The 12,730-nt window shown below is 35.4% G+C and carries 8 protein-coding genes; all 8 read right to left on the bottom strand.

The window, feature by feature from the left end:
- Positions 1–5: 5 nt before the first annotated feature.
- Positions 6–1,199: an acetyl-CoA C-acyltransferase gene (locus tag IEV10_RS11425; protein ID WP_188374864.1), complete on the bottom strand. Its 1,194-nt coding sequence runs from the start codon at positions 1,197–1,199 to the stop codon at positions 6–8.
- Positions 1,200–1,204: 5 nt separating this feature from the next.
- Complete coding sequence (locus IEV10_RS11420) at positions 1,205–3,613, bottom strand: 3-hydroxyacyl-CoA dehydrogenase/enoyl-CoA hydratase family protein (RefSeq protein WP_188374863.1); 2,409 nt, start codon at positions 3,611–3,613, stop codon at positions 1,205–1,207.
- Position 3,614: 1 nt separating this feature from the next.
- The gene (locus IEV10_RS11415) at positions 3,615–4,070 is read right to left on the bottom strand and encodes a MarR family winged helix-turn-helix transcriptional regulator (protein ID WP_188374862.1); all 456 of its coding nucleotides are present in this window, start codon (positions 4,068–4,070) and stop codon (positions 3,615–3,617) included.
- Between the two features lie 156 nt (positions 4,071–4,226).
- Complete coding sequence (locus IEV10_RS11410) at positions 4,227–4,628, bottom strand: hypothetical protein (RefSeq protein ID WP_188374861.1); 402 nt, start codon at positions 4,626–4,628, stop codon at positions 4,227–4,229.
- A 78-nt stretch (positions 4,629–4,706) separates the two neighbouring features.
- Positions 4,707–6,482, bottom strand: coding sequence for an AMP-dependent synthetase/ligase (locus IEV10_RS11405; RefSeq protein ID WP_188374860.1), 1,776 nt, complete (start codon positions 6,480–6,482; stop codon positions 4,707–4,709).
- 100 nt (positions 6,483–6,582) lie between these two features.
- Positions 6,583–10,245 carry a phosphoribosylformylglycinamidine synthase gene (purL, locus tag IEV10_RS11400; RefSeq protein ID WP_188374859.1) on the bottom strand — a complete coding sequence of 1,221 codons (3,663 nt, stop codon included), beginning with the start codon at positions 10,243–10,245 and terminating at the stop codon, positions 6,583–6,585.
- Positions 10,246–10,381: 136 nt separating this feature from the next.
- Entirely contained in the window at positions 10,382–11,503 is a 1,122-nt protein-coding gene (locus IEV10_RS11395) for an endonuclease (protein ID WP_188374858.1), read from the bottom strand.
- A gap of 2 nt (positions 11,504–11,505) precedes the next feature.
- Positions 11,506–12,720: an RsmB/NOP family class I SAM-dependent RNA methyltransferase gene (locus tag IEV10_RS11390; protein WP_188374857.1), complete on the bottom strand. Its 1,215-nt coding sequence runs from the start codon at positions 12,718–12,720 to the stop codon at positions 11,506–11,508.
- Positions 12,721–12,730: the final 10 nt, after the last annotated feature.

Raw genomic sequence — 12,730 nt, 5'->3', positions numbered from 1 at the left:
TTTTCTTAATTTAAAAACTCGAATAATCCACAAGCGCCTTGTCCAGTTCCAACACACATGGTCACTGCTCCATATTTACCTTGCATGTTTTGCTTACGCATTTCATCAAACAGCTGTACTGATAACTTAGCACCTGTACATCCTAGAGGATGACCTAATGCTATGGCACCTCCATTAACGTTAATGATATCTGGGTTTAAATCTAATTCTCTAATAACTGCAAGAGATTGAGAAGCGAAAGCTTCATTTAATTCTATTAATGATAAATCATCTTGTTTTAAACCCGCTTGTTTTAAGGCTTTTGGAATCGCTTTTACTGGTCCAATACCCATGATACGAGGCTCTACACCAGCAGCAGCATAGTTTACCATACGTGCAACAGGTTCGAGATTCAACTCTTTAACCATATCTTCACTCATTACCATAACGAAAGCAGCACCATCACTCATTTGAGATGAGTTGCCTGCAGTAACACTTCCACCTTGCGCAAACACAGCTCTTAGTTTTGCTAATGCTTCTTTGTTAGTCCCTTTTCTTGGGCCTTCGTCTTTAGTTACTGTATATGATTTTGTTGCTTTTTTTCCGTTGGCATCAATATAAGTTTGTTCTACGTCTATGGGTACAATCTGGTCTTTAAAACGGTCTTCAGCTTGAGCACGTAAAGCTTTCATATGCGAATTATAGGCAAACTCATCTTGGTCTTCACGCGATACGTTAAATTGTTGAGCTACTGCTTCGGCTGTATTTCCCATGCCCCAGTAATAATCTTCATGACCCGCTTTTACAATTGCGTCATAGTTTAGTTCTGGTTTAAAACCTGTCATTGGTACGCTACTCATGCTTTCAGCACCACCAGCAATAATACAATCTGCCATACCGGCTTGGATTTTTGCTGTTGCCATACCAATAGTCTCAACTCCTGAAGAGCAAAAACGGTTAACGGTTACACCAGGGACATCTATCACTTCTAATCCCATTAAAGAGATTAAACGCGCCATATTTAAGCCTTGAGAACCTTCTGGCATTGCATTACCAACAATAACATCGTCAATACGTTTTGGGTCTAAAGCTGGCAATTCTTTCATCATGTATTTGATGGTTTCGGCTGCCAATTCGTCTGTTCTTTTAAAACGAAACACGCCCTTTGGTGCTTTCCCAACGGCTGTTCTATATGCTTTTACTATATATGCTGTTTTCATTTTTCTTAGTTTCTTAATGGTTTACCTTTGGTTAACATGTGCTGAATTCTTTCTAAGGTCTTACGCTCTGTACAAAGTGATAAGAACGCTTCACGCTCAATATCTAACAAGTACTGTTCGCTTACTTTGGTAGGTTCTGATAAATCACCACCAGCCATTACATAGCCTAATTTATTTGCAATTTTGCGATCATGGTCACTGATGTAATTAGAGGCTTCCATAGAATCAGTACCAACCATAAACATACTTAATGCTTGTTTACCAAGAACTAAAACATCTTTACGTCTCACAGGCTGTGTATAACCTGCGTCAGCCATTAATTTAGCATGTGCTTTAGCAGTTGCTATTTGGCGGTCTTTATTAACCACAACAACGTCTTTTCCTTTTTGCATTAAGCCTAAATCAAACGCTTCGTATGCAGAAGTAGATACTTTAGCCATCCCAATAGTTAGGAAATACTCTTGAAGTGTATTTAATTGGACATCACCTTTTTTGAAAGTATCTGATGCTCTTAAAGCCATTTCTTTAGAACCACCTCCGCCAGGAATTACACCAACACCAAACTCTACAAGTCCCATGTAAGTTTCTGCTGCTGCTACAATTTTATCGGCATGTAATGAAATCTCACAACCACCACCAAGTGCCATGCCGTGAGGTGCAGAAATTGTTGGGATTGCAGAATAACGCATACGCATCATCGTGTCTTGGAAATATTTGATGGCCATGTTAAGCTCATCATACTCCTGTTCTGCAGCCATCATGAAAATCATGCCTATGTTTGCTCCAACTGAGAAATTTGGACCTTGATTGCCTATGATTAGTCCAGCGAAATCTTTTTCGGCTAAATCTATACCTTTATTAATTCCTGCTAAAACATCACCGCCAATGGTATTCATTTTTGATTGGAATTCTACATTTAGAATGCCATCTCCTAAATCCTGAATTGACACACCAGAGTTTTTAAAAACCTCTGCTGTTTTTCTAATATTATCTAAGATGATAAACGCATCTTGTCCAGGAATTTTTTCTTGTTCTTTCTTTGGGATATCATAGAAATATGTTGCACCATCTTTAATAGAGTAGAAGCTATCACTACCTGAGGCTAGCATATCTGCTACCCAATCTGCAGGCTTTAAACCTTCTGCTTGCATCATTTCGATACCTTTTTCAACACCAATAGCATCCCAGATTTGGAATGGTCCATGTTGCCATCCAAAACCAGCTTTCATAGCATCGTCAATTTTGTAAAGCTCATCTGTAATTTCTGGAATACGGTTAGATACGTATGCAAATAATGCCGCAAAACTCTTACGGTAAAATTCTCCTGCTTTATCTTTCCCTTTAACTAAGACTTTAAAACGATCTGCTACATTATCAATAGTTTTTGTTAACTCTAATGTTGCAAATTTTGCTTTTTTAGCTGAACGGTATTCTAAAGTATTTAGGTCTAAACTTAATATTTCTTTTTTACCTTCTGCGGAAACCGTCTTTTTATAAAACCCTTGCTTAGTTTTACTTCCTAACCATTTGTTTTCCATCATAGTATTGATGAAATCAGGTAGTTTAAACAACTCTAAACGCTCGTCATCTTTACAGTTTTCATAAATACCATTTGCAACATGCACTAATGTATCTAAGCCTACCACATCTACAGTTCTAAAGGTTGCAGATTTTGGACGACCAATGACTGGTCCTGATAATTTATCAACTTCCTCAATCGTTAAATCTAAATCTTTAACGGCGTGAAATAAACTCTGAATACTGAAAATACCAATACGATTTCCAATAAAAGCAGGTGTGTCTTTAGCAACTACTGAGGTTTTTCCTAAGAATTGTTCACCATAGCCATTTAAGAAATCAAGGACCTCTTGAGAAGTATTTGGTCCAGGAATAATTTCGAATAATTTTAAGTAGCGTGCTGGGTTAAAAAAGTGTGTACCACAGAAATGTTTCTGGAAATCTTCTGAGCGTCCTTCGTTCATAAATTTAATAGGAATTCCAGATGTATTTGATGTGATTAATGTACCAGGAGTTCTGTACTTTTCAAGTTTTTCGAAAACTTGCTTTTTTATGTCTAGTCTTTCGACTACAACTTCCATGATCCAATCTACATTAGCAACTTTTGCGATATCATCTTCTAGATTACCTGTTGTAATTCTTGATGCAAAAGATTGGTTATATATAGGAGAAGGTTTCGATTTTAAAGATGTAGTCAAGGCATCATTTACTAATCGATTGCGCACTACTTTATCTTCTAAAGTAAGACCTTTGGCTTGCTCTTTAGCATTAAGTTCTCTTGGAACGATGTCTAATAGTAGTACATCTACACCAATATTGGCAAAATGACAAGCAATACCACTTCCCATGATTCCAGAACCAATAATGGCTACTTTTTTAATTCTACGCTTACTCATATTATTTTAATGAATGTTCTTTTTGTTTATATATTTTTTTATTGGATATCATATGGTTGATGACTTTAGCAACTTCATAAAAACCATTAAGCTGGTCACTAGAAACATTTTCTCTAATTGCTTCATTAAAAGTCAATACACGATCTCTTGAATAATCACGCTTTTCTTTACCAAATTCGGTTAAGTGAATTAATACGCCACGGCCGTCTTCTGGGTTAGGTTTACGAATAATTAAACCTTTTTCTTCCATTGTTTTTAATGTGCGAGATAGGCTAGTGGCTTCCATTCCCATTTTTGGACCTAACGAAGTAGAAGGTGTCCCAAATTCTGGATCAATACTTAATAATGCAAAACCTGTTGCCATGGTTGTATCGAACTGAGCTGCTTCCTCATTATACATTTTGTTAACTGCTAACCATGTAGTTCTGAGAACATAATCTATAGTTTTATCTTTCATATTAAATTCTTAGATTTCAAATATACTAAAAAATACTATGCACGCATAGTAAATTAAAAAAATTATGCATGCATAGTAAAAAGTTATTTTTGATAGGATTTGTAATAAAAAACGCCCCAGAATACCTGAGGCGTTTTAAATAAGTTCTTTATGAGTTTAGGATTTACTTCCTACTTTGCCATTAACAAATCCTACAACACCACCAACTAGGGCAGCCATTACGATTGAAATTGCTAAGTCAATCCCAAACATCTCAAAATTTTCTGAAGCTTGTTCTGCTAACCTAAAAAAGTTTGAAATCAGACCCATAAAAAGACCAATAATTGCACCTGCTTTTAAGCCAGTACCAAATGTTGATATATTAGCCCATTTATTGTAAATGTAAGAAATGAAAAAACCGAAGGCAAGACAGCCTAATGTAATGTAAATCATTGCATTACTTTCCGCATCAGGTTGAGGAAATTTGTCTGCAAAAATGATTCCGTAAAACAGCCATCCTAATAGCCAATCTACAATACCACCAACTAAGCCGGCGGCAATAAATGATTTAGTGTTCATAAGAAAATTGATTTTGTTAGTTATTCCAAGATAATAAAATATTACTAAATCAATTTTAAGTTGTAGTAAATTGAGCGACTAACCGCGGTACATTTTCTCGTAGAGATCTATGTATATCTCTTTTACTACGCTGCGTTTCATCTTCATAGTAGGTGTCAATTCACCAGTATCAATAGACCAAACTGTTGGGGTTAATTCAAACTTTTTGATTTGTTCCCACTTACCAAAATTGACATTATATTTTTCCACTTCTTTTTGGATGCGCTTTATTACAATTTCTGAAGCAGCTATGTCTTCGTTACTTGTTGCTATGTCATGTCCTTTATGTTCTATCCAGTCTCTAACAAAGTCGAAATTAGGTTGAATTATTGCACAAGGCATTTTTTCTCCTTCACCAACGACCATAATTTGCTCTATGAAAAGCGATTGTTTCATATCGTTTTCTAATAGAGGAGGAATGACATATTTTCCACCAGAGGTTTTAAACATTTCTTTTTTACGACCTGTAATTTTTAAGAAACCTTCAGGTGTGATTTCTCCTTTATCTCCAGTATGGAAATAATCTCCAGTCATAACACTGTCTGTTTTTTCTTGGTCTTTATAATAACCCATCATCACATTAGGGCCTTTGATAAGTAATTCTCCGTCATCAGCAATTTTTACTTCAACATCTGGTATTGGCTTGCCTACTGTACCGATTTGATACATATTATTATCATAAAAGCCTACAGAAACTACAGGAGAGGTTTCAGTAAGACCATAACCTTCCATAACTTTCATGCCTGCAGCACCGAAAATACGTGCTAAACGAGGTTGTAAAGCTGCACTGCCAGATACCATAGTATATAAGTTTCCGCCAAGTGCGTCACGCCATTTGCTAAAAATCAATTTATTAGCAATTTTTAATTTAAATTCATACCAAGCACCATTCTTTTCATAAGGCTCCCATTTTTCACCCAAGCTTACAGCCCAAAAGAATAATGCTTTTTTAATACCTGTTAGTTCTTCACCTTTAAGCATAATTTTATCAAACACTTTCTCTAAAAGTCTAGGTACAACACTCATGAGATTTGGTTTCACTTCTTTGGCATTATCTCCAATTTTATCTAGAGCTTCAGCAAAATAAACAGATGTGCCTGCATATTGATAGACATAAATAAGGACGCGTTCGAAAATATGACAGATTGGTAAGAAACTTAATACTCTTGTTTCTCCTGAATCTGGAAGCGGCACCCTTGGTGAACTTGCTAAAACATTACTAGTAATATTCCAATGACTAAGCATGACACCTTTAGGCTTTCCGGTAGTACCTGATGTATAAATAATGGTTGCTAAATCTTCAGGCTTTACTTTGTCTTTACATGCTTCAACTTCTGGTTGATTACTTTTGTCTTTACCTAATTCAAACAATTCAGAATAGTGCTTGCAACCGTCTATATGGTCAAAAGAGTAGACGTCTTTTAGTTTTGTATTGGCTTTAATTTTATTGACTTTCTCAAGGACTTCTTCGTCTGAAACAAAACAATAGATTGATTCACTATGATTGAGTACATATTCGTAATCTTCTGCACAAATTGTTGGGTAAATAGGGACATTAGTAACACCAATTTGTAAGGTGCCAATATCCATAATATTCCATTCGGTGCGATTAGTAGAAGATATAAGTGCAATTTTATCCCCTTTTTGCACACCCATCCTTAAAAGCGCTCTACTTATAGCATTGGCTTTATCAAGATAGTCTTTAGTAGACATTGGTGTCCATTCCCCATCATATTTAGTTACTAATGCAGTATCAGTTGGGTTATGTTCTAATTGGTGATAAGGGAAGTCAAAAAGCCTTTTAATTTCTGTCATTGTCAATTTTCAATTTTAGCGTAGCAATATTACGAAAATATGAAAATTAACATTAGGAATTTGTTGTATTAAAAATTTGACTATTGTTTTTAACAAAGATTTACTTTTTTTCAATCCACTTTCGAGCATTTATAAAAGCCTCTAACCAGGGAGAAACCTTATCGTTCCTGTCTTTTGGATAGTGTGCCCAATTCCAAGGGAAGGTTGAACGCTCAATATGTGGCATGGTAACTAAGTGACGACCAGTTTTATCTGTCATCATAGCCGCATTAAAGTCTGATCCATTTGGGTTGTGAGGATAAGCTTCGTATGTGTATTTTGCAACAATATCGTATTTTTCTTCAGTATATGGTAAACTAAATTTACCTTCACCATGACTAATCCAAACACCTAAAGTTGTACCTGCTAGAGATGATAGCATTACCGAATTATTCTCCTGAATTTTTACAGAAGTAAACGCACTTTCGTGTTTTCCAGAATCATTATACGTCATTTTACCGTGTTTTTCATGGTCAGGATTAATGAGGTCTAACTCCATCCATAATTGGCAACCATTACAAATACCAACAGACAATGTGTCTTCTCTTTTAAAGAAATTTTTCAAAGCTTTATTGGCTTTTTCGTTGTATTTAAATGCGCCTGCCCATCCTTTTGCTGAGCCTAAAACATCAGAATTACTAAACCCACCAACAGCACCTATGAATTGAATATTTTCTAAGGTTTCACGACCAGAAATTAAATCGGTCATATGTACGTCTTTAACATCAAAACCAGCCAAATACATGGCGTTGGCCATTTCGCGTTCGGAATTACTTCCTTTTTCACGGATAATAGCAGCTTTTGGTTTATTTGAATGATACCTATAATCTTTTAAAACACCATCAAAACCTGAAGGAAATTTATAGTTTAATGGCTGATTTTTATAGTTTTCTAATCTTGCTGTTGCCAAACCATTAGCCGTTTGTTTTTGGTCGAGGAGGAAAGAGGTTTTGTACCACATATCTCTTAAACGTGAGACCGTCATGGTATAGACTTCTTCATGATTGATAATGCTTAGGACATCACTTTCAGTGACTTTTCCGATATTTAAAAAATCAATTTGGGCTTCAGATAAAATGGTCTCAATTGAATCATCCTCAGCTTGAAAAACAATACCAGCATTTTCCGCAAAAAGCGCTTTTATACTGTCTTTTTGTTGCAATCCTGTAATATCTAATTCAGCTCCAATATTATTTTCAGCAAAGCATAATTCTAATAATGTTGTTATTAAACCACCTGAAGCTACATCATGACCCGCAACAATTTTTTTATTTTTTATAAGCTTTTGAATAGTATTAAAAACTGTTTTAACGTAAGTAGCACTTTTTACATTTGGTGTTTCGTTACCAATTTTATTATTGATTTGTGCAAAACTACTTCCACCTAAGTTAAACGCGTCTTGAGAAATATTAATGTAATAGATATTTCCTTTTCCTTTTTGTAAAACGGGTTCTATAACATTAGTAATATTGTTACAATTTGCAGCTGCAGAAATGATAACCGTACCTGGAGAAATGACTTCGCCATCAGAATATTTTTGCTTCATTGACAGGGAATCTTTTCCTGTTGGAACATTAATTCCCAAATCAATAGAAAACTCAGAAATTGCTTTTACAGCTTCATAAAGTCTAGCATCTTCACCTTCATTTTTACATGGCCACATCCAATTTGCAGAAAGCGATACACTTTTAAGTCCATCTTTAAGCGGTGCCCAAATAATGTTTGTTAAGGCTTCGGTAATACTATTTCTACTTCCAGCAACAGGATTAATTAATCCTGAAATTGGTGAGTGTCCAATTGAAGTGGCAATACCTTCCTTTCCATTATAATCTAATGCCATTATACCAACATTATTTAACGGCAATTGTAAAGGGCCGGCGCATTGTTGCTTAGCTACTTTTCCACCTACACAACGGTCAACCTTGTTTGTAAGCCAATCTTTGCAAGCCACAGCTTCGAGTTGAAGGACTTGATCTAAATAGTTGTAAAAATCATCAGGATTGTATAAAATTACTCCATAATTATGGTCAACAGTACTATCTGTCATTATCGTTTGTGGCGAACTACCAAACATATCCTCAAGTCCTAAATCCATTGGTTTATTTCCATTAGATTTCGATTCAAATGTAAATCGGTCATCACCAGTAACATCACCAACTTGGTAAATTGGAGAACGTTCTCTTTTTGCAATTTTATGAAGTGTATCTAGATGTTTTTCGGCAATAACTAATCCCATGCGTTCTTGAGATTCGTTACCGATTATTTCTTTATCCGATAAAGTTGGGTCACCTACTGGTAATTTGTCCAAGTCTATTTTCCCGCCAGTATCTTCTACCAATTCAGATAAACAGTTAAGATGCCCTCCTGCGCCATGGTCGTGAATAGAAACAATATAGTTGTCTTCGCTTTCAACCATACCACGAATAGCGTTTGCGGCACGTTTCTGCATTTCTGGGTTTGAGCGTTGTACAGCATTCAATTCAATTCCGGTTGAAAACTCGCCAGTATCTGCAGAAGATACTGCAGCACCACCCATACCAATGCGGTAATTTTCACCACCAAGAATCACAATTTTATCGCCTTCTTTAGGTGTGTCTTTTAGTGCTTGGTCAGCTTTTCCGTAACCAATACCTCCAGCTTGCATGATGACTTTGTCATAACCAAGTTTACGATTGTCTTGCTCATGTTCAAAAGTTAGAACTGATCCACATATAAGCGGTTGTCCAAATTTGTTTCCAAAGTCTGACGCACCATTTGATGCTTTTATCAAAATATCGATTGGTGTCTGGTAAAGCCATTTTCTAGCTTCAAATTTTTGTTCCCAAGGGCGATTTTCTTCTAAGCGTGAATAAGAGGTCATATACACAGCTGTACCTGCTAAAGGTAAAGAACCTTTTCCTCCTGCTAGTCTATCTCTAATTTCACCACCAGAACCAGTAGCAGCACCGTTAAACGGTTCTACAGTCGTTGGGAAATTATGAGTTTCAGCCTTTAATGAGATAACAGATTCGTAATCTTCAGTTGTGTAATAGTCTGGTATATCTGCTCGTTTTGGTGCAAATTGTTCCACTTTAGGTCCTTTTATGAAGGCAACATTATCTTTGTATGCCGAGACAATATCGTTGGGATTTTGTTTCGAGGTTTCTTTAATCATTTTGAAAAGCGAAGTCGGCTTTTCTTCGCCATCAATGATAAATGTTCCATTGAAAATTTTATGACGACAGTGCTCAGAATTGACTTGAGAAAAACCAAACACTTCAGAATCCGTTAATGGACGACCAATTTTTTTTGAAACATTGTTTAGATATTCAATTTCTTCATTACTTAAGGCTAAACCCTCTTGTTTGTTATAAGCAGAAATATCTTCAATTTCTAAAATAGTTTCAGGCTGAATATTAATTGTAAAAACATCTTGATGTAATCCGTTGAATTTTTCAGAAATCATTGGGTCATAATCCTTTGAAGCTTCTGTTGAAGCCTGAAATTCTTCAATTCTGATGATGCCATCAATACCCATATTTTGGGTAATTTCTACTGCGTTTGTGCTCCATGGTGTAATCATAGCGGCGCGTGGTCCAACAAAAAAAGCATCGATTGATGCTTGCTCTAATTTTGGTTGGTCGCCAAATAACCATACCAATTTTGCTATGGTTTCTGTTGATAATTCTTTTGTTGCTTGAACAGCAAATACTTTACTGTTTTGGTTTCCGAAGAAGTGAATCATTATGTAAGATTATGTTGTGTTTTGAAGCTGTAAATTTACTTTTTTTAAGTGTATTTATTATAATTTATTTTAATGAAAATGGATAGTTATACACTAAGTTATTAAATAAAAAAGCGACCATTTGGTCGCTTTTACGTTATTGTCTAATTAATTTTTTAGTTATAGTACCGCTATCAGTTTTTAACCTAAGAAGATAAATGCCTTTTTTAAGTCCAGCAATATTTAGCTTTTTGTGATTAGCTATGATGTTTTGTTGTTTCACTCTTTTACCTAATACATCGTAAACCTCGACTAAAATATCCTGAGTAGAAGTAATTGTAATTTCATTTCCACTTACCGGATTTGGATATATTTTAATTTCTGCTTGTTGGAAGTTATCTATTGACAAAACACTAAACCATGCTTCTAATACATACTCAGGATGGTCAATAAATGGATTGGCATTGCCTTGAAAATTATATGCTGCAGTATTTCTGGCAATTTCTCTAGGACTAACAGGGTCTTCAGTATGCCATTTGTACAATAAGTTTATGTACCAAGTTTCATAAAATTGGTCGCTTGTTCCATTTAAAGGATTATTAGGAACTGTATGAGAGTCCCAACCAGAATCATCCCAGTTATCTTCATATCTTACAGCAAAATATAATAACATTCTAGCAATATCACCTTTAAACTCATCAATTGGTTCAAAAACGGTCCCAGTATAACCCGGCGAAATACAATTACCTAACTTAGATCCATTTTGAGTTGGATTTGTAATACCGTTCTGTGAAACTAAATTTGTTCCTACTTCTCCAAATGGAAAATTGCTTCTAAAGCCATTAACTCTTCCATCAGTAGGTACTACATGATGAATATCAGTTCGCATTGGATTAGCACTGTCAAAAAAACCTTGAGGAAAAAGGTGTTCTCTATTATAGCACTGACCTTCACCATTAAAATTACCACATGCATCACCTCCTGGACTACCACCATTTGTGTCATGGTCATAGTTATATGGGTCACTAGCACTTGGTCTTTCTGAATACATGTCTAGAACGGTATCGTCGTCTTCAAAAAAGTCATCATTATCAGTAGTTAAATAACCTGTGTACAATGCTCCATAACCTTGGTCAACATGACCTGCACTAATAATATTCTTTAGTTGTGTTTTTAAGGCATAACCAGTTAGACCATTGGCTGAATCGTAATAATCAGAAGGTATTTGGGAAAAACCAAAAGAAATAGTTAATAAAAAGAGCAGGTAGATGTGTTTCATAATTAATTGTTTTTTTCTAGCAAGGCCATATAAAAACCATCAAAGCCAGATTTGTGGGCTAATATTTTTTTATCTTTTATAAGTTTAAAATTCTTTCCATTTTCCGAAGTTAAGAATTTTTCAACTTGTTTTTCATTTTCAGAGGGTAAAATAGAGCATGTAGCGTACACCATCTTTCCTCCATCTTTTACCATTTTAGAGTATTGCTCTAAAACTTCCTCTTGAGTTTTTTTGATATTATCTATAAACTCAGGTTGTAATTTCCATTTTGCATCAGGATTACGTCTTAAAACCCCTAAACCAGAACACGGTGCATCGATTAATAATCTATCGGCTTTACCATGTAATTTCTTAATAGGTTTTGTAGACTCTATTGCTTTAAGCTCAATATTATGAACACCATTTCTACGTGCTCTAATTTTAAGTTTCTTCAATTTACTTTCGTAAATATCCATCGCAATGATTTGTCCTTTGTTTTCCATCAAAGATGCCAAATGCAATGTTTTACCACCTGCACCTGCACATACATCTACAACTTTCATGCCCGGTTTTACATCCAAGAAGTCAGCAACTAACTGTGAAGACGCATCTTGAACCTCGAACCAACCATTTTTAAAGGCTTCAGTTTTAAAAACATTTGCACGCTCCACTAATTTTAATGCTGATGGATGATTTGATAGAAACTCTGTTTCTATGTCTTCTGATTGTAGTTTGAGTTGAAGGTCTTTTTTAGTGGTCTTTAATGTGTTTACTCTAAGAATTACATCAGCTTGCTGATTTTGCATTGCAATTTCTGCAGTCCATAATTTTTCACCTAACTCTTCAAGACCTAAGTTTTCCATCCAGTCAGGAATAGACTCTCTGAGTTTTCTGGTTTTTGAAAGCTCATCAAATCGCCCTTTAATCTTTCTTGTTGGCGTATCTGTAAAATATTTCCAATCAGGAAGCTTGATGCCTCTTAAAGTGGCCCATACAGCAAAAATTCGCCATAAGCTATCACGATGAAAAGGCTCTTTTACATCTGCTATTTCGGCATATAATCTCTTATATCTTACAATTTGATAAACTGTTTCTGCAACAAAACCTCTATCACGACTTCCCCAGCGTTTATCACGCTTTAGAAGTTGTTGTACAACCTTATCGGCATATTCACCTTCATTAAAAATAAGGTGTAATCCATCAATTACGGCAAAGCATAAATTTCTGTGTAGTCGCATAGTACTAAAT

Source organism: Winogradskyella haliclonae (genome assembly GCF_014635865.1).
In the GTDB taxonomy this organism is placed as follows: domain Bacteria; phylum Bacteroidota; class Bacteroidia; order Flavobacteriales; family Flavobacteriaceae; genus Winogradskyella; species Winogradskyella haliclonae.
The sequence above is the reverse complement of the archived record's forward strand: the minus strand, read 5'-3'. Positions and strand labels throughout refer to the sequence as shown.

Excerpts from the sequence above, each read along its gene's own strand:
- IEV10_RS11405 (WP_188374860.1), bottom strand. The coding sequence starts at position 6,482 with ATGACAGAAATTAAAAGGCTTTTTGACTTCCCTTATCACCAATTAGAA.
- IEV10_RS11390 (WP_188374857.1), bottom strand. The coding sequence starts at position 12,720 with ATGCGACTACACAGAAATTTATGCTTTGCCGTAATTGATGGATTACAC.
- IEV10_RS11415 (WP_188374862.1), bottom strand. The coding sequence starts at position 4,070 with ATGAAAGATAAAACTATAGATTATGTTCTCAGAACTACATGGTTAGCA.
- purL (WP_188374859.1), bottom strand. The coding sequence starts at position 10,245 with ATGATTCACTTCTTCGGAAACCAAAACAGTAAAGTATTTGCTGTTCAA.
- IEV10_RS11395 (WP_188374858.1), bottom strand. The coding sequence starts at position 11,503 with ATGAAACACATCTACCTGCTCTTTTTATTAACTATTTCTTTTGGTTTT.
- IEV10_RS11420 (WP_188374863.1), bottom strand. The coding sequence starts at position 3,613 with ATGAGTAAGCGTAGAATTAAAAAAGTAGCCATTATTGGTTCTGGAATC.
- IEV10_RS11425 (WP_188374864.1), bottom strand. The coding sequence starts at position 1,199 with ATGAAAACAGCATATATAGTAAAAGCATATAGAACAGCCGTTGGGAAA.
- IEV10_RS11410 (WP_188374861.1), bottom strand. The coding sequence starts at position 4,628 with ATGAACACTAAATCATTTATTGCCGCCGGCTTAGTTGGTGGTATTGTA.